This window comes from Paenibacillus nanensis, assembly GCF_003583765.1.
Lineage (GTDB): Bacteria > Bacillota > Bacilli > Paenibacillales > Paenibacillaceae > Pristimantibacillus > Pristimantibacillus nanensis.
Map to the genome: position 1 here is coordinate 184,714 of NZ_QXQA01000010.1, position 17,565 is coordinate 202,278.

Here is a 17,565-nt window from a genome sequence, read left to right on the forward strand (position 1 = left end):
AATAAGCCGATTTTCTCGGCTTACTGCGCCGGCCTTCACCGCTCCAATATTTGCTTAATCCGCCTCAAGTCCTTGTTGTTCGCCCTTCGCATCATCAAAGCCATAAATGGCGCGAACACCGCGGAGAAGCCGGACGGCCTGCCTCGGTTGCGCAGCGTCATGCGAGTCGCATTTTCTTCGATAGGCTCCCACGTATAGGTCGTCTCCATCGGGAACGGGCCGTCCGCCGTCCGCATGACAAGCAGCCGTCCGGGATCGTATTCGGCGATTTCGTACACATAAGCCAGCTCCCTGCCGAGGAACCTCGCCTTGAAGGCAATTAAGCTGCCGACCTGCAGCGGCTTAGGCGTCCGCCACTCGGCTTCTTTGATATTCTCGTACCACTCCGGCGCGCGGTCGGGATTTGCCGCATATTCCGAGACCTTTCCGCAAGGCCGCCGAATGGTAATCTCCGTCAACACATCGACCAAGAATCGCCCCTCCAACCTGAAAACGTGAAATTTATCCCTAGTATAACCAAATTCTTTACAAGATCATTAAACTCCACAGGTATACCTATCCAAGCTCATCTACTAAACATATACATAAATGAACAACTTCAACGTTGACCGTTACCCAAGAGTGGAGGTTGCTTAGTTGGAACAATATCAGATTGTGCCGTGGGATGACCTGCTGACGGAAGAATCATCCGGAATGAATCTGGAACAATACGTTCCGCCCGAGCTGGAAGAACTCGCCAATCAAGTCTGCAAGTTCTATGCAATGGACGTGCGAAGTATGCAGCTTATTACTTCAAAGCCTGATAAAGGCGGGGCGATCTGGCGCATTGAGACGAATCATGGACCGCGAAGCTTGAAGGTGCTTCATCGGACGCCTGCGCGAAGCTTATTCAGCGTAGGCGCTCAGGAATACGTGGTGAAGAAGGGTGCACGCGTACCCGCTATTATTCATACCATAGATGGCCGAAACTCCGTTGTCGCAGGCGGCAAGCTTTGGATCGTGACGGACTGGATCGATTCGCTGACGCCTGTAGCCAAGATTGATTTGGAGGGAGCCCAGACGCTGGTACACGGGCTCGGCGAGTTTCACCAATGGTCGAAAGGGTATGTACCGCCGCTTGAAGCCGGAAAGTCGTCCCGCATTTTTAAATGGGAAAGCCAGTACCAAAAGATTATGACGAAGATCGGATGGTTCCGCCATATCGCGAGAGCTTATCCTGACACGGCGGCAAGCTCTAAGCTGCTGTCAGTGGTCGATACGTTTGAAACGCAAGCCAAAGAAATATTCGCGAGGTTCCAAGCTTCCGCCTACCAGAAAATGATTCGGAAAGGCGAAGCTCATTGGGGTCTCGCGCATCAGGATTACGGCTGGTCAAACGGTCAGATGGGTCCTGGCGGCATCTGGGTTATCGACCTGGACGGCGTGGCTTTCGACCTGCCGATCCGCGACCTTCGGAAGATTATAACCAGTACGATGGATGACATGGGTACATGGGATTTAGCATGGATTCGCGGCGTAATTGACGCGTACCATCGCGCGAATCCGCTGGATCGGGAGACGTTCGAGCTGCTATGGATCGACATGGCGTTCCCGAATGAATTTTATAAGCATGTGAAGGAAGTTGTGTTCAGCCCGGTGGAATTCATGAATACCGAGCTTGATGCCATATTGGACCGGGTCTTAATGACGGAAGCGAACAAGTGGGAAGTGCTGCGCGAGCTGGAGAAAGATATGGAAAAATATCCGGCAGGCGATTACACGGAGATCGAAGCGGTACCGAGCCAGCCTTATTCCTACCGCGATTACGTGAGAAGAGAGGCAGAAACGGCACAACCTGCAAAACCGGTAAAACCGGCAAGACCGGAGCGGGCCGAACGGAGCGAGAGTCGAATCATTCGGCTTGTCGTACAGCCTGACGGATCGGTTAAGCTGTTCGAAGGGCCGAAACCGGTCGAGACTGGAGCGCCCGCGCGCAACCGCAATAAAGCTCAGACAGCCTTGCCGCTGCCAATCATTGCGCTGCCGGTCCGCAATCGCCAGCAGCAGCCGAAACAAAGGCACAAGCCTTTTGCCGAAAGGCCGCAGGAGCAACGGGGCGCGGCTAGAACGGTTCAACCGGCCAGACAGGAAAAAACGGCAAAACCGGCAAAACCGGCAAGGTCAGTAAAACCGGCAAAGCCAGTAAAACCGGCGAAAACAGTAAAAGCCGCCAAGAGCTTGAAAAAGGCCAAAAGAGCAGCAAAAAGCGCAGCAAAAAGCGCCGCACCGCTGTTAACGCAGCCGCGTGCAGCCCAAAAGCAGCCTAATTCCAAGCTGCGAAAAGCAATAAATAACCTAAGGACGGAAGCGGCAAGACAAGAAGCGATGAAGCTTTTGAAATCGAAAACGAAATCATCGCGCAAAACGAAAAAGGCAAAAACGATTCGTAAAGCGGCAATCAAGTCATTCTTTCAATCATCCGCGGCCCCTTCTGGCAAGGCCTATATCTCCGCCTTCAGAAGTAGCGCTAACATGAGGGAGAAAGTGATATGAATATATTAATGATATGCACAGAGAAGCTGCCTGTGCCTAACATACGGGGCGGAGCCATTCAAACGTATATCGGCGGCGTCTCGCAGCTTCTCAGTAAACATCATCAAATTACCATCATAGGCAGGTCTGATCCGGACCTGCCAGATGATGAGACAGTCGGGGGTATTCGCTACCTGCGATTTGAGTCGCAGGGGCTATTGGATATCTATATGAGCAACGTCATCCCGTATTTGGAAACCAGCGCTGATCAATACGATATCATTCATATTTTTAACCGCCCGAAGATGGTCCTGCCGGTATCCTCCGTCAGACCGAACGCCCGTATCGTGCTCAGCATGCACAACGATATGTTTAATCCGGTGAAGCTGAGCAAGGAGGAGGGGGAGGCCGTCATTGAACGCGTGGAGACGATTGTGACGATCAGCAACTATATCGGCTCCGAAATATGCAGATTTTATCCGCAAGCGGAATCGAAAATCCGGACGATCTATTCCGGCGTCGATCTCTCGCGATTTGCCCCATGGAGGCAGTCGCAATCGGCGCAGGAGGATCGGGACAGCATCCGTTCCGCGCACAATCTCGGCAACAAAAAGGTCATTCTGTTCGTCGGACGGCTATCTCGAAATAAGGGGCCGCATGTGCTGGTCAGGGCGATGTCCCAGTTGAACCACTCCGACGCTGTCCTCGTTATAGTCGGCGCCGCGTGGTACAGCGACAACCGGGTTAGCGATTATATCGCTTATCTTCGCGCGCTTGCGGAGAAATCGCCTATACCCGTTATGACAACCGGCTATGTTCAGGCAAGCGAAGTGCACCAATGGTTCTGCGCGGCGGATGTTTTCGTCTGTACGTCGATTTGGGAGGAGCCGCTGGCGCGCGTGCATTACGAGGCGATGGCGGCAGGATTGCCGGTTATAACGACTGCTCGAGGCGGCAATCCGGAAGTCATTCGAAATAACAACGGCGTTATCGTTCAGAACCCTGAGGATCCCGCGGAGTATGCCGCCCATTTGAACACCATCTTGTCCAATCTAAATAGCGCTAGCCAGATGGGGCTGCATGGCCGCCAGCTGGTTGAAGAAAATTTCACATGGGACCGCGTGGCGGGCCAAATTTTGGATGTATGGGGAAATTGACGGCTCTTACTAGGGCAGAAGGAAACCCTGCCAGCATTCGGCAGGGTTCTTTGGGATGCGTTTGATAAGTCCGCGGGCTAGAACGCGAAATAGATGAATGTGCTGGCTTCGCCGCGCATCAGCAGCATAAGCAGCAAGATCGCAACGGCCGCGTAGATTGCGCCTCGGATAACGGCAGGTATTCGAATCTCCCAAGCGAGCGAGAGGCGTTTGAAGTTTTTGACGATAATCGACTCCAGAATGTGCAGCAGATAAAGCCCGATAATAAGGGCGATCAGCAGGAGCTGCTCCTTTGTAACCGTTACGCCGTGAATCAGCGTCATCTTCTTCAGCAAATAAACGGCGTCCGACCAGCTGTTTGCCCGGAAGAATACCCAGCCGATAACCGTCAGGTGGAAGAACACCGCGATCGAAACGACCTTGTAAAACCCGTTCTTCGTCAGCCGCTGCCAGCCCAGCTTGGCAAGTCCCTTGCCGTACATCCGATGAACCGCCGACAGAATGCCGTGGTACAAGCCCCAAATAATGAAGGTCCAGGCGGCGCCGTGCCATAAGCCGGAAATCGTCATGGCCGCAATCAGGTTGAAGTATACCCGCCAATTCGCGACGCGCGAGCCGCCGAGCGGGATAAAGATATAATCGCGGATCCACTGCGACAGCGTAATATGCCATCTTCTCCAGAACTCTGCGGGATTCGAGCTTAAGTAAGGCGTTTTAAAGTTCAAATCAAGGCGGAGACCAAGCAGGAAGCCGATACCGACGGCCATCTCGCTGTACGCCGAGAAGTCGAAATAGATTTGGAATGCGAACAGATAGGAGGCGATCCACGATTCTACGCCGCTTAACGTTTGCGCTTTGCTGAAATAATCGTTGACGTAAGGAGCGATCTGCTCGACGATGACGACCTTTTTGATAAGCCCCAGCAATATAAAGGAGAGGCCCAGCTTAACACGCGGCGTGCGGAATCGGATGGCCTGAATAGCCCGCAATTGAGGCAGGAAGTCGTTGCCCCGAAGAATCGGCCCCGCTGCGGAATGCGCGAACAGCGAGATGAATACCCAGAACTCGAACAAGGAGCGGCTTGGCTTTAATTTGCCCTTGTAGACGTCCACCAGATACGCGATCAGCTGGAACGAATAGAACGAGATGCCGATCGGCAAAGCGATCGAGCGGTCATCGAACGCAGTTCCCTGCAGCGAGAATGTCAGACCGAGTATCCGCTCCACATTCTCGAGCAGGAACATCGAATATTTGAAGAACAGCAGATTGCCGAGCACGATGGTTAACCCTGCCGTTAAAGCAAGCCTGCCGCGCCGCCCTCCCAGTCCTTTGGAGATGAAATAGACGGATGCGACGATACAGAAAAACAACAGGAAGTAGCCTACGCCGGCATATGCGTAGAAGGCGGCGTTCGCAAGCGCGAGTACAAGCATTCTCCCGCGGGGGAATGCGTAATACAGAATGACGACGGCGACGAGAAACAGGAGAAATATCGGCGTATTAAATAGCATAGCTGCTTATTCCCCCTTACCCGTCCACGTTTGCCATATGAACCCGGCAAGCTCCTCGTTGCCTTCTTTCGTCAAATGGACATGGTCCGTAAAGTGATCGGGCTGGATGAGATCCTGCATCATGAGATGCGGAACCTTCTTGCTTGTAAAATAATCTTCGATTTTAGCCATATTTTCGATATACCCCGGGTTTGTCACTTCTTTTTTGGACAATTCGCCGTTCCCTCCGGATACGAAGACGAGGAGGCGTTTGCCTTCTTGGTGCTCGATAATCTTGTTCATAAAATAGACGCCCCAGTTGCTCTCGCTCATATCAAACGGCGCGGGGTCAAAAAAACTCAAATATTGCGGATCGGTCAGCCAGCTTTCCGCAAATTGCTTCTGGTTCCATGGCCGCGGATCGCCTAGCAGGTCGGTGCCGGCCTTTTTCTGCTCCAGGTAAGCGGGAATGACCTCTTTGTATTTGACGACCGGGATGCTGCGGAACAGCGTATCGATCATGTTTTCCTCGAAACGGTCCCAGCCGGTAACATACTCATATTGGTTCTGCTGAAGATGCGGCAGCACGTCGGCGAACGCTTCCGGGTCCTGCTCCCTTAAAAAGTCGCCCAGCCAGAACACCTGTCGTGGCCCCGGCTTCGGCTCAACGAACGCGGAGTAGGACAAGCCGATAAACACATTGTCCGTCTTAATGCCGTGATCCTCCAGCATGAGGAGCAGCGTATACGCGTCGCCGGCCATAATCGACGGAGCGGACAAGTTAAAGACGGCCTGCAGAGGCTCCGTTTCCGAAGCAGCGGCTTGATCGGACAAATAGCGGCCCAAGGAATGCTCGGAGCTTTCGTTCGTTCCCCAGGCTACCGAGTTTCCAATCAGTATGGCGTAGTCGGTGAGCTTGTCTCGCTTGATTGTTTTGGCTATTTCTTCAATAACGACTTCAATCATGCTTTGGTCTTCCAGGAACATGTTGTAGTTGAGGCGGTGCTTATACACGGTGTTCAAATTTACATAGTAACTGACAGCGATCTGCGCAAGGACAAAAAACAAAACGGCAAATGCGATCCCGTAGAGCCCGTATCTCTTCTTGCGAATGATGCGGTAGGAGAGACGGCTCTTGTTCGAGTCGGTTGCCGGCGCGTGAGTGGATGATGACGAATTCCTAATCATGATGGATACAATGAACCCCTTTTACCGGTATTCTAACAAAAATATATTATCACAATCGCCAAGGGATTGTACCGTTTTTTCGAATCTGCGCATAAAGAAAGGCCGTCCAGAAAATCTGGCGGCCTAAAGCTGCGAATACATGCGGGTCTAATCTTCGTCCTCGTCCTCGTCGTCGTAATCCTCATCGTCATCGTCATCATTCAGAAATTCAGAAAAGTCATCGTCGTCGTCATCATCGTCATCGTCATCGTCATCCGCTGCTACCGAGGCTTCGTCATCCTCATCTTCGTCTTCGTCGTCCTCCTCGGCTACAACAAATTGCACTTCCGCGACGTCATCCCACTCCACGGATTTCAGAACCTTTTTCATAGCCCCTTTGCTTCCGTCTTCCAGCGAAAAAGACTCAGTGCTGCCGTTTTCGTACTCCACGACGAGCTCCGAAACCTCTTTCGACTTTAAAATGCGCTTCACTTGTTTTAGAATAGACAAGATCCAATCCCTCCACCTGATGGCTTATTTTTAAAGCTTGTATATTGTATAAAAGGCGCACCGTGTTGGCGTGGGTAGATGAAGCAGGATAAGAGCAGATTTCAACTAGATTTCGTTCTTTCAAAAAAAAGTTTATAATACTGTATTGACTCTCACGTTGCGTGATACGTTATAGAAAAGGTTCGTGGGAGACGAGAGCGCTACATAAAGGTGAAGGAAGCTGCGACATGAATCGGGAACGAAGCGCGGGAGTCCCGCATTATTCCTGATTACACGCCGGATTCCGGCTGCCGTCACGCAAGAGGAGGGGCTACAATGGCAAATAAAAAGAAATCCAAAGTCATTCGTTTAGGCAACAAACCTACCGAGAAAGAAGCGAGCAATCTTTGGAGCGGGAAAAAGTTCGAAGAGTCAAGTGCCAAGGTAAATGCGCTTTTGAAGGAAAATCAAGTTTGGAACTTGGAGGACGAGCTTGAAGTTCTGTATCAGCGGCTAGCCAACTTGCGGCACAGCGATCCGACTTCGCCAGAGGCGCAAAAGGCCATCGGCGAGTGGTATAAGATGCTTCAGCGCATGGGCAATTACTCGATGGAAGCGTTTAAGATTCTCGGTCAGACCTACGTGACTGACCCGCGCTTCAAGGCGACCTTTGACGAATACGGCGAAGGCCTGGCCGTCTTCATGCGCGACGCGATGGCCTACTTCGCGGACAACGCGAAGAAGTAGCGCGCTCGCTCTCGACGCTCGGGGCGAGCCGCAGAGGCCGCCTCAATGGCGAGAAGCGCCATTGGAGCGCCAGAGAGAGCCGCAGGAGCGGCTCATGGCGAGTGGCGTCATTGGAGCGCGAGAGCTCGCTGCAGAGGCGCCGACGAAAGGGCAGGTTCTTCCTTGCGCGCCTCGCAAACAGCAAAATGAGGGCTGCCCTCATCTTACTTTAAAAAAGCAAAAAGAAACCGTCCGTACAGCAAGGAAGGCACTGCATCCATTGCGTAAGGTTCGGTTTCTTTTTCTTGTTCCAGCTAAACTAGACTCGCTCGCTGGACGTGCTTAGAATCAGCTTCATGCCTTCAACCATCAGCTTGTTCACCTGCTCGGCCCAGTCCTTGAACTTGTTAAAGCCTGCTTCGTCAAGGCCGAACAGCCGGCGCACTTCATCGGCGATTTGGATCTCCGCGTCGAAATAACTGCCGTCCGCCAGAATGAGCAGCAGCATTTCCGCCAAGAAAATATGCTTAAGCCTCTCGTCCTTCAAGTTGCCGACCAATTCAGCCGTCGTAAGCTGTGAGCTTGCGCCTGGCTCCCACTTTTCAATGCCAAGCTCATGCATCCAGCTTTGAATCATATTCCGTTCATTGCGGTTCACGAACCCGTCCGATTTCGAGATGCGGTGCGCAAGCTCGAGGAAAGCTTCCTTATGCGCGCGTTCTTCTATAAAATGCAAAAACAATAGCGTACACTCCTTTTCAAACAATCAGGTTCAATGCTGTCCAAGCTTGGACAGGAAGATATGTACAGTGTAGTAAAGTATGAAGCGAAATTCAATCGGCAGCTAAGGCAAGCGGTTCGTCAGCGTCTAGGATCGGGCGTTATCGTTGTAGCCGGAAGACCGAGCGCTTTGAGCGCGAGCAGCACGGAGCCGGCGACGGGCTCAAGCTCGGGAGGCGTCACGATATACCGTTTATTCCGGCCGTCCGCCAATAGCTTCGTCAAGGTGCGGGACAGATAAGGGCTGGATATAACGCTGCCGATTAAAGCAACCTGCACGTCATCGCTATCAAATCCCGCCGCGATCAGCTCGATCCCCGTCTTCAGCTGCGCAGCCGCGCGGTTAAGGACTAGGGTCGCGATGGAGCTTCCGTGCTCCGCCGCTTCGGTTACATAGGGAGCGAACTGGCCGAACCGCTTATCCCGCTCTCTGCGGTCGCTGTGAAAGCCCTGCCGGGCAAGCTCCGCCAGCTGTTCCAGGCTCCCGGCTTCAAAATGCCGCAGCATAGCGAGGAGCAGGCTTCCGTCGGACACATCCCGATTACCCGCGAGCGCTTCAAAAACGGCATCATAAGCGATGAACCGAGCGGCGCTGGCGGCGTAATGGTGGAAGTCGTAGTTCCGAATTTGCCGGCCTGCTTCGGTAATGCCCAGAATGATGGAGCCGGTCCCCGAGATCGCGACAATACCCGGCCTCGCCAGCAGTGCCCCGGCATGCGCGGATACCGCGTCATTGACATGCAGCTTAGGGCAGGAGAGACCGGGGACATCCGTCAGCTCCGCGATCCACGTCAAATCCTCTGGATTATCGTAGCCTGCAATGCCTGCCGCTACTTGCCGCACATCTTCTACTCGCCGTCCTGCCGAATCAAGAGCATCGAGGATGGCTTGCTGTACATTTTGCGCGGCGTTTCTGTCCTTGTGATAGGAAGCTGCGCCACTTCCTTCAAGATAGGCGAGCTGGTTGCCGGACAAATCGCATACCATCACGCGAGTATGCGTGCCGCCGCCGTCAATCCCAATGACTACGGATGAATCCATTCGATTTTACACCTCTTATCCGCTCGAGTATGATGATAATAATACCATATGACTGGAAGCATCTGGACAAATTATAGAGATAGACGGAGGAAACCTTATGGATGTTGCTTTAACCATACTCGGCATTATCGTTCTAATCGTTATTGCCGTTCCGCTTGTGCAGCGAGCGGTCCCCTCATTTGGCGGGCGCGTCTCCAAGGAGCGGCGCAAGCAGTTTGAGACTTTGCCGCATTATAAGGGTGGAAGGTTCCATTACCCGGTCCCGACCAAGATGAACACAAGCATCAAAGACATGTTCCCTGTCGCATGGGAATTTATAAAAGGCAGCCCGAGCCGTAAAGCGCCGTCTCTCCTGCCGATGGTTGAATTAACCCGCGAGGACTTTAAGCGTCCGTCCGATCCCCGGGTCATTTGGTTCGGCCATTCCGCGGCGCTGCTTCAAATGAGCGGCCTGACGATTTTATTCGATCCGATGTTCGGCATCGCGCCATCGCCTGTTCCGTTTATTGGAGGGAAGCGCTTCGGCGGGAAGCTGCCGATGAAGCTGGAGGACCTGCCGCAAATCGACTACGTCATTTTATCGCATGATCATTATGACCACTTGGATTACAGCTCTGTTCGAGCGCTGAAGGGCAAGGTTGGCCATTTCTTCGTCCCGCTCGGCGTCAGCGTTCATCTTATACGCTGGGGCGTTGAGCCGGAGCGAATAACGGAGATGGATTGGTGGGAGGAGCGCGACCTGAACGGCTTGAAGCTCGCCTGTACGCCGTCGCGTCATTTCTCCGGAAGAGGCACTGGCGATCGGGACAGCACCTTGTGGTGCTCTTGGGTTCTTCACGGCCATTCCGCGCGGGTGTATTTTTGCGGTGACAGCGGATACGGGCCGCATTTTAAGGAGATTGGAGAACGTTACGGTCCTTTCGACCTGACGATGATGGAATGCGGGCAGTACGATGAGAGATGGGCGGCCATTCATATGCTGCCGGAGCAGACGGTGCAGGCCCATAAGGATGTCAAAGGCGATGTGCTCATTCCGATCCATTGGGGAGGCTTTACGCTTGCGCTCCATGATTGGAACGACCCTCCGGAGCGGGCGGCCAAGGAGGCCGAGCGGCGAGGCGTACGTATGGCGACGCCTCTGATCGGAGAGAGCGTGACGATTGGAGGCAGCACCATTCCCAAATCCAAATGGTGGCGTTTGACCTAGCGGGAGGAAAGCTGGCCAATCGGCAAAGAATACGATACGAATGACGAAGCATGCACTTGTCTCTTTTCGGAGGCGAGTGCTTTTTTTTATAAAGAAAATTAACGAAAGTTAATAGGCGGTAAGAACGAGATGGAGTAAGATGATGGAAATCTTTATGAGGGGCTTTCGTACTATGAATGAATCCTTTGCCGTATGCGCCAGCATGATGTACCAGCGGAAGTATATCGATTTTTTGCTGGCGAACTACGAAGCGTTGAATATGCCATATTCCTTTTCCGTTGCATTCAGTTTTTTGGCAAGTCCAATCTTGATGGAAAGAGAATGCTTTTTATGTCTGAATGACGACGGCGAGGCGGTGGGAGCGTTCGGCTATATTCATGGGACTGGGGAGCGCAACTATGAGGACCGCCATATCGTGCAGCTGCAAGTAGCTTATCTCGACAACAAACACCGGCGGACAACCTTGTTTCTTCGGGGATTGCAATATCTGGCCGAGCATCTCCGCTGGCTTGAGGATGAGGTGAGCGAGCTTGTGTTTTGGACAAAGCCCGATGACTACACCATGCGTCTGTTCGATAAGTTTGCCGGTCGGACAAGCGATCCGGGAACGGCTTCCGGGAATTTGCTGGCCTACCGAGTGACGGTGTCGGAGCTTAACGCATACTTAGCCAAGTTCTCGCGCAGAGTACCGGCGTAATCGGCTCGGAGGAGGAATATGAAATGAATCGGCTTTACGCCAAACCGTGCGATCTGGATAAGGATTATGCGAGGTTCGCCCGATTTTTTATCGCGCATTGCAATCAATTTCATCCCAAATACAATCTATACGATGCAATCGCCCACATCATAACCTCTGTTCCCGGCAGCCGGTTGATGCTGTTCGATGACGAGCGGGGCGAACTGGCGGGTTACGTGCATTACCGCTACGACGAAAGCGGGACGACCGTATTCATTGATTCGACCATTCTCATCTCCGCCTACCGCAGCAGCCGCGTGTTTTATCGGGGCTTCTGCGAAGTGATCCGCCAAGTGATGCTGGAGAGCGGCGGCGTACGGGTTGTCCGGTTTCACGCGCTTGGCGATCAAGCGTATTTGAATAGACTGTACGGGAAGTTTGCGAAACGAATAGGCGAGCTTGAGAGCGAGCGCGGCCAAGAAGTTGTCTATGAGACCGATTTCGAAGCGCTTCTCGGCTATTTGAGATTGCGGGCGTAAAGCGGAAATTAGACTTTGAAAGGGAGGTGAATCCATGTATCCTTCAAGAGGCAACTGGACTGAAGTGAAAGGCGGCTTTGCCCGTATCAGCATCCTTGAGGCGCTGAAAGCAAGCGAGCAAGTTAGAACGGCTGCGGCTGCAGCTGCAGCGAAGTAATGATGATCGTTATCCATTGGTAAAAAAGAAAGGGGACCGTTATCCTTGCGATGACGGTCCCCTTCGTTATTGGCTTAATACACCAACAGCCCCATCGCCCTCTTGGCGGCGTCGAGCGTCTTTTGGCCGACCGCTGCCGCTTTGCGCGCGCCTTCTTGCAAGATGCGGTCGAGCTCATCGGAGTTAATGAGCTCAGCGTATCTCTCTTGGAGCGGCGTAAGCTTCGCGATTACGACTTCCGCGAGCTCCTTTTTGAACGCGCCGTAGCCTTGCCCTTCGAAGCGCTTCTCCACATCGGCGATCGACACGTCGCCGAAGACGGAATAGATCTCGATGAGGTTGCTGACGGCCGGCTTGTTGTCCCAGTCATAGCGCACGCTCATGTCGGAGTCCGTAACGGCGCGGGAGAACTTTTTGCGGATCGCCGCAGGCTCATCGAGCAGGAGCACGTAGCTGCTTTGGTTCGGGTTGCTTTTGCTCATTTTGCTGGAAGGATCGTCAAGACCCATAACCCGCGCGCCTACCTCCTGAATAACCGGCTCCGGTACGGTGAACGTCTCGCCGAAGCGGTTGTTGAAGCGGGTCGCCAGATCGCGGGTAAGCTCCAGGTGCTGCTTCTGGTCCTCGCCGACCGGCACGTGCGTTGCTTGATAAAGCAGGATGTCGGCGGCCATTAAGGCAGGGTACGTGAACAAGGCGGTGCTGACGGCGTCCTTGCCTTCCGACTTCTCCTTGAACTGCGTCATGCGGCTCATCTCGCCGAAATGCGCCTGCGTCTCCATAATCCAGCCGAGCTCGGCGTGTGCGGATACCTGGGACTGCAGGAAGATCGTGCTCTTGTTCGGGTCGACGCCCGCCGCAATATACAGCGCGGCGATTTGACGCGAGCGCTCGCGCAGCTCCTTCGGATCCTGAGGCACGGTAATGGCATGAAGATCCGGCACGAAGAAGAATCCGTCATACTCGTCTTGCAGCTGCACGTATTGTCGCAATGCGCCAATATAGCCGCCGATATTAAGATCGCCGCTCGGTTTGATGCCGGATAAAATACGTTTGCTTTTGCTCATCGATAAACCCCTCTTTTCATCAAATTAATGGTGTCCAGGGGACGGTTAAAGGCAATAAAAAAACGCCCCGCCCCCTCTGCAAGGGACGAAGCGCTGCTCCGCGGTACCACCCGAATTCGGCTAAAGGTTAGCCGCACTCTGCCATGAACGGAGCAAGAAGACGCTTCTGCCGCGTCCTATGCGTACTTTCGATCATGCCTCCCTATGGTAACGGAGGGAGAATCCGTCGAAGCCTACTGTCCGCGCCAGGCGCGTGGGTTCGGTTCGAAGCGATGGGATCCATTCGCCAAGGGCTCCTGCGCCGGACCTTTCACCAACCGCCGGCTCGCTAAAAGCATTCGCTCCATAGGGTACTACTTCCCATCATAGCTGTAGCAATATGCGCTTCCCGCAATAGCATCCGTAAATTCCGAGGTGCTCGGAAGAGGAAATTCTATTGGGCAAAAACTTCTCTTATTGTTCTATAGGATAGCGGGAATCCTGAATAGAGTCAAGTCGGGAAGCGGAATTGATTTAGCGCGCGAAAACGAGCAGCTCCAAGCGCGGCTATCCATCCTTTTACAATAACTTAACGCCAATATTAACATGATGAAAACAAACCATTCGTACACTTGGCTTATTAGCCAATAGGGAGTGGATGACAGTTGAAGAAAGTTAGCAAAAAGGTTATGACCACCGTGCTTGCCTCGCAGCTTGCGCTTGGCGCGGCATGGGGCGGGAGCGTGGCTTCGGCAAACGGAGCCGGCGCTTCGGAAGAGTTGCAGCTTACATACAATCTTACCAAAATCGGCTCGTATTCCGTAGGCGCGCATAACGAAGACGGCGGCGTCGCGGAAATCGTCAAATACAACAAAGAGAACGGCAAGTTCTACCTGGTTAACGGCTCCAGCAACCCGCCGAGCTTGGATATTGTCTCATTAGGCGACGGGCAGGGCGAGCTGAAGAAGGAAAAGACGGTGCTCGTTAAGGAATTAGCCGAGAAGAACGGCTTTGTCTTCGGCGACCTGACCAGCGTAGCCGTCAGCACGGCGACGGATCTGGTCTACGTGGCGGTGCAGGAAGCGGACGCGGGCAAAGCGGGCAAAATCCTCGCGCTGAACTACGACGGCGAGCTGGTGAAGGAATTTGCGGCGGGCATTCAGCCCGATATGATTACCGTGACGGCTGACGGCAGATATGTGCTGACGGCGGACGAGGCCGAGCATCGGACAGGCGTTCCCGGCGCCGATCCGAAGGGCAGCGTCACGATCGTCGACACCGTGAGCGGCACCTCGGTTCAGGCGTATTTTGACAAAGAGGCGGTTATTGCGGACGATGTCCATATCCGCGGCGCTGCTGATGCGGACGGCATCATTGCAGGCAAAGGAACAAAGGCGGGCGCGGTCTACGATATGGAGCCGGAATATATTACGATTTCGGAAGACGGCAAGCTGGCTTACGTTACGCTCCAGGAGAACAATGCGATTGCGGCGGTTGATATCGCGAAAGGCGAGATTATTTCCGTTAAGGGACTCGGAATGAAGGACTACAACGACCCGGCGAACCGGCTCGACATTCGCAAGGATGGCGAAATCAAGTTCGAGAACGTGCCTTTCTACGGTGTGTACATGCCGGACGGCATCGCTTCTTATACGGTTGCGGGCAAAACGTATCTGGTGACGGCGAACGAAGGCGATGCGACGGAATGGGAGAAATTCGTCAATGTGAGCGAGGTCGGCGAGTTGAAGGGCAAGCTCGATCCGAAATCAGAAGCGTATCAATTTCTGCAAGACACAGAGGAATATGACGGCGTTGAAGCGCTGACGGACCGCGGGCATGACGGCATCTACATGCTCGGCGGACGCTCCTTCTCGATCTACGAAGCGGATACAATGAAGCAGGTGTACGACAGCGGCAGCGATTTCGAGCGGATAACGGCGGAGCTGATCCCCGACTATTTCAATACGAGCAACAGCAAGGCGAAGCTGGACGACCGCAGCCAAAAGAAAGGACCGGAGCCGGAGGACGTCAAAATCGGCGTGATCGACGGCAGAACGTATGCATTCATCGGTCTGGAGCGGATCGGCGGCGTTATGATGTACGACGTGACGAATCCGGCGGAGCCGTCGTTCGTCAGCTATGCGAACACGCGCGAGTTCGCGGATGCGGACGGCGAGGTCATTCTGGACACCGATACGGCTCCGGAAGGACTGGAATTCGTACCGGCTGAGGACAGCCCAACCGGCAACCCGCTGCTGATCGTCGCGTTTGAGGTCGGCGGCAAAGTCGGCGTATTTGAAATCGAAGAGGCGGAGGAAGCTGCCGAAACGCCGGCGCCAGCCTTTACGGATATTGAAGGCAGCTACGCCAAAGAAGCGATCGAATTGCTGGCGTCTCTAGGTTATATGAACGGCGTAAGCGAAGACAAATTCGCTCCGAAGTCGGGCATGACCCGCGCGGACTTTACGCTGCTGCTGTCCCGTATTGCGGAAGCGGAGCTTGGAGAAGTTGAACAGTCCAGCTACTCGGATATTTCCGCCGACGCTTATTATGCGGCGGCTGTAGAATGGGCGAGTGAGCTTGGCATCGTGAACGGCAGCGGAGACGGCAAGTTCCAGCCGGAGGAAGGCGTTACGCGCGAACAAATGGCGGCAATCCTGGTTCGCTTCGCGGCAGTGTCTGACGCTGCGCTGCCAAGCGTCCACGAGCCGATTGTGTTCACGGACGAAGGCGCGATCAGCGATTACGCGAAGGAAGCGGTAGCAGCCGCGCAGAAAGCGGGCATTATCGCCGGGAAGGAAACGGCGGCAGGCGTAAGCTTCGCGCCGCAGGAGAAAGCGACCCGCGAGCAGACTGCTTTAATGATCGTGAACCTGGCTTCCATTTTGACGGATTCGAACGAAGTTTAGAGGGTACTAACAAGCTTCCTTGCCGCCTAAGGCAGGGAAGCTTTTGCGTGCGGACGGTTATGAGCAAAATCACATGCTTTTTCACCAATAATTGTTGATGCAACGCTTTTCATTGTGTGCTACGATACGATGGCGCCCTAAATAGAGGCGTATATAGAGAAAGATTGAAGGTGGATAGGATGGAAGAGCATGCTGCGAAAGCATCAACAGAGAAAGGCAACGCCACGAAGGATTTAAAGCTGTTCAACCTGACCTGGCCTATTTTTTTAGAAATATCGTTATTTATGCTGATGGGGATTGCGGATACATTCATGCTGAGCGCGATTTCCGACAACGCGGTGTCGGGCGTCGGGGCGGCGAATCAGTATCTGCATATCGCGATTCTGCTGCTGGAGGTTATCGGCAACGGGGCGTCCATCGTCGTCGCGCAGTACATCGGGTCGAAGAAGTTTTTTGAAGCGGCCAAAATATCCGCGCTTGCCGTCTCGCTGAATCTGATCGTCGGCATCGTGATGAGTATCGGCTTCGTCATGTTCAACGGCTACCTTCTGAAGTCGCTGAACCTGACAGGCGAAGTGTATGAATTTGCGCACAGCTACCTGGGCATTGTGGGCGGAGCGATCTTCCTGCAGGCGATCATCAACTCGCTGTCCGCGATTATTCGCGTTCATGGCTTTACGAAGGAAGCGATGTTTGTGTCGCTGGGAATGAACGTGATTCACATTATTTTGAACTACGGTCTCATCTTTGGACACTTTGGCATGCCGGAGCTTGGCGTCGAAGGCGCCGCGGTCTCGACCATCGTCAGCCGGTTCCTTGCGGTGATCGTATTCTTCTGGCTCCTGTATCGGGTGATGGCGGTCCGCATCGACATCAGCTATTATTTCAATTTATCCAAAGCGTATATCGGCAAAATTTTAAAAATCGGCATCCCGTCCGCCCTCGAGCAGGTGATGTATCAGAGCTGTCAGACCATTTTCGTCTTTTACACGACGTTTTTGGGCGAAGCGGCGCTTGCGGCAAAGCAATACGCGTCGAACATCTCGATGTTCATCTATTTGTTCGCTTTTGCCGTTGGAGCCGGTACGTCCATTCTGGTCGGCCGGTTTGTCGGGGCGGGACGCGCGGATGACGCGTATAAACGCGTATGGATGAGCGTGCGTTCGGCCAGCATCGGGACGCTCGTTGTCGTCGCGCTTGTGATGGTTTTCCGTGAGCAGCTGGTCGGCATGTTCACGGATGACGCCGAAGTGCTCAGACTAGGCGCGCAGGTGCTGCTGTACAGCATCGTCCTGGAGACGGGCCGCACGATCAACATCATTATCGTGAACTCGCTTCGCGCTTCCGGAGATGCGAAGTACCCGCTATGGGTCGGCATGGTCACCATGGTCGGCATCAGCTTGTCGCTTGGATACCTGTTCGTGTTCCACCTGGATATGGGCTTGCCGGGCGTTTGGCTTGCCATTGCGGCGGACGAATGGATCCGCGCCGTCATCTTCTATTTCCGCTGGCGCAGCCGGGCGTGGGAGAAGCACTCATTGGTGCGGCCCGACGCTCCGAAGGACGCGGGGATAGCGGCTCATACGTAATAAAATACGGCTCCAACCTTTCGAACGGTTGGAGCCGTTTTTGTATTTCTGGCGCTGCTGGGCCCGATCCGAGTCATTATG

16 protein-coding genes are annotated in these 17,565 nt (G+C 53.8%); 9 read left to right on the forward strand and 7 right to left on the reverse strand.

The features are described from left to right. Positions 1-35: 35 nt before the first annotated feature. A complete protein-coding gene (locus tag D3P08_RS16625) occupies positions 36-461 on the reverse strand; it encodes an SRPBCC family protein (protein WP_240647589.1) in 426 nt (141 codons plus the stop codon). 175 nt (positions 462-636) lie between these two features. Between D3P08_RS16625 and D3P08_RS27530 the strand changes: the two genes are divergently transcribed. Both D3P08_RS27530 and D3P08_RS16635 read left to right on the forward strand, forming a co-directional pair. Then, complete coding sequence (locus tag D3P08_RS27530) at positions 637-2,532, forward strand: CotS family spore coat protein (protein ID WP_206098971.1); 1,896 nt, start codon at positions 637-639, stop codon at positions 2,530-2,532. Continuing rightward, positions 2,529-3,668, forward strand: a complete 1,140-nt coding sequence (locus D3P08_RS16635; protein WP_119600827.1) for a glycosyltransferase family 4 protein — start codon at positions 2,529-2,531, stop codon at positions 3,666-3,668. The genes D3P08_RS27530 and D3P08_RS16635 overlap by 4 nt, the downstream gene beginning before the upstream one ends. A 77-nt stretch (positions 3,669-3,745) precedes the next feature. Here the strand turns inward: D3P08_RS16635 and D3P08_RS16640 are convergent, their stop codons facing one another. The 3 genes from D3P08_RS16640 to D3P08_RS27345 all read right to left on the reverse strand — a co-directional run bounded on the left by D3P08_RS16640 (position 3,746) and on the right by D3P08_RS27345 (position 6,835). Next, complete coding sequence (locus tag D3P08_RS16640) at positions 3,746-5,179, reverse strand: MBOAT family O-acyltransferase (RefSeq protein ID WP_119600828.1); 1,434 nt, start codon at positions 5,177-5,179, stop codon at positions 3,746-3,748. A 6-nt stretch (positions 5,180-5,185) separates the two neighbouring features. Continuing rightward, positions 5,186-6,346, reverse strand: coding sequence for a hypothetical protein (locus D3P08_RS16645; RefSeq protein WP_119600829.1), 1,161 nt, complete (start codon positions 6,344-6,346; stop codon positions 5,186-5,188). Positions 6,347-6,493: 147 nt separating this feature from the next. Continuing rightward, positions 6,494-6,835 carry a hypothetical protein gene (locus tag D3P08_RS27345; protein ID WP_162848509.1) on the reverse strand — a complete coding sequence of 114 codons (342 nt, stop codon included), beginning with the start codon at positions 6,833-6,835 and terminating at the stop codon, positions 6,494-6,496. A 315-nt stretch (positions 6,836-7,150) separates the two neighbouring features. Between D3P08_RS27345 and D3P08_RS16655 the strand changes: the two genes are divergently transcribed. Then, entirely contained in the window at positions 7,151-7,561 is a 411-nt protein-coding gene (locus D3P08_RS16655; protein ID WP_119600830.1) for a TipAS antibiotic-recognition domain-containing protein, read from the forward strand. Positions 7,562-7,859: 298 nt separating this feature from the next. Here D3P08_RS16655 and D3P08_RS16660 read toward each other — a convergent pair whose 3' ends face one another. Next, a complete protein-coding gene (locus D3P08_RS16660) occupies positions 7,860-8,282 on the reverse strand; it encodes a TerB family tellurite resistance protein (RefSeq protein ID WP_119600831.1) in 423 nt (140 codons plus the stop codon). A gap of 119 nt (positions 8,283-8,401) precedes the next feature. Continuing rightward, a complete protein-coding gene (locus D3P08_RS16665) occupies positions 8,402-9,361 on the reverse strand; it encodes an N-acetylglucosamine kinase (RefSeq protein ID WP_119600832.1) in 960 nt (319 codons plus the stop codon). A 97-nt stretch (positions 9,362-9,458) separates the two neighbouring features. On the opposite strand from D3P08_RS16665, the gene D3P08_RS16670 reads away from it, so the two are divergent. The 4 genes from D3P08_RS16670 (at position 9,459) to D3P08_RS27900 (ending at position 11,940) form a co-directional block, all read left to right on the forward strand. After that, the gene (locus tag D3P08_RS16670) at positions 9,459-10,568 is read left to right on the forward strand and encodes an MBL fold metallo-hydrolase (protein ID WP_119600833.1); all 1,110 of its coding nucleotides are present in this window, start codon (positions 9,459-9,461) and stop codon (positions 10,566-10,568) included. A 172-nt stretch (positions 10,569-10,740) separates the two neighbouring features. Then, positions 10,741-11,265, forward strand: a complete 525-nt coding sequence (locus D3P08_RS16675) for a hypothetical protein (RefSeq protein WP_119600834.1) — start codon at positions 10,741-10,743, stop codon at positions 11,263-11,265. A 23-nt stretch (positions 11,266-11,288) separates the two neighbouring features. Next, complete coding sequence (locus tag D3P08_RS16680) at positions 11,289-11,783, forward strand: GNAT family N-acetyltransferase (protein ID WP_119600835.1); 495 nt, start codon at positions 11,289-11,291, stop codon at positions 11,781-11,783. 34 nt (positions 11,784-11,817) lie between these two features. Continuing rightward, positions 11,818-11,940, forward strand: coding sequence for a hypothetical protein (locus D3P08_RS27900; protein WP_276311163.1), 123 nt, complete (start codon positions 11,818-11,820; stop codon positions 11,938-11,940). Between the two features lie 74 nt (positions 11,941-12,014). Here the strand turns inward: D3P08_RS27900 and trpS are convergent, their stop codons facing one another. Then, positions 12,015-13,007, reverse strand: a complete 993-nt coding sequence (gene trpS / locus D3P08_RS16685) for a tryptophan--tRNA ligase (protein ID WP_119600836.1) — start codon at positions 13,005-13,007, stop codon at positions 12,015-12,017. Positions 13,008-13,651: 644 nt separating this feature from the next. Here trpS and D3P08_RS16690 point away from each other — a divergent pair. Next, positions 13,652-15,895, forward strand: a complete 2,244-nt coding sequence (locus D3P08_RS16690; RefSeq protein WP_119600837.1) for a choice-of-anchor I family protein — start codon at positions 13,652-13,654, stop codon at positions 15,893-15,895. A 179-nt stretch (positions 15,896-16,074) separates the two neighbouring features. Beyond that, positions 16,075-17,484, forward strand: a complete 1,410-nt coding sequence (locus D3P08_RS16695) for an MATE family efflux transporter (RefSeq protein ID WP_119600838.1) — start codon at positions 16,075-16,077, stop codon at positions 17,482-17,484. Positions 17,485-17,565: the final 81 nt, after the last annotated feature.

Excerpts from the sequence above, each read along its gene's own strand:
- D3P08_RS16695 (WP_119600838.1), top strand. The coding sequence starts at position 16,075 with ATGGAAGAGCATGCTGCGAAAGCATCAACAGAGAAAGGCAACGCCACG.
- D3P08_RS16645 (WP_119600829.1), bottom strand. The coding sequence starts at position 6,346 with ATGATTAGGAATTCGTCATCATCCACTCACGCGCCGGCAACCGACTCG.
- D3P08_RS27900 (WP_276311163.1), top strand. The coding sequence starts at position 11,818 with ATGTATCCTTCAAGAGGCAACTGGACTGAAGTGAAAGGCGGCTTTGCC.
- D3P08_RS16640 (WP_119600828.1), bottom strand. The coding sequence starts at position 5,179 with ATGCTATTTAATACGCCGATATTTCTCCTGTTTCTCGTCGCCGTCGTC.
- D3P08_RS16670 (WP_119600833.1), top strand. The coding sequence starts at position 9,459 with ATGGATGTTGCTTTAACCATACTCGGCATTATCGTTCTAATCGTTATT.
- D3P08_RS16655 (WP_119600830.1), top strand. The coding sequence starts at position 7,151 with ATGGCAAATAAAAAGAAATCCAAAGTCATTCGTTTAGGCAACAAACCT.
- D3P08_RS16665 (WP_119600832.1), bottom strand. The coding sequence starts at position 9,361 with ATGGATTCATCCGTAGTCATTGGGATTGACGGCGGCGGCACGCATACT.
- D3P08_RS16680 (WP_119600835.1), top strand. The coding sequence starts at position 11,289 with ATGAATCGGCTTTACGCCAAACCGTGCGATCTGGATAAGGATTATGCG.
- D3P08_RS16675 (WP_119600834.1), top strand. The coding sequence starts at position 10,741 with ATGAATGAATCCTTTGCCGTATGCGCCAGCATGATGTACCAGCGGAAG.
- D3P08_RS16635 (WP_119600827.1), top strand. The coding sequence starts at position 2,529 with ATGAATATATTAATGATATGCACAGAGAAGCTGCCTGTGCCTAACATA.
- trpS (WP_119600836.1), bottom strand. The coding sequence starts at position 13,007 with ATGAGCAAAAGCAAACGTATTTTATCCGGCATCAAACCGAGCGGCGAT.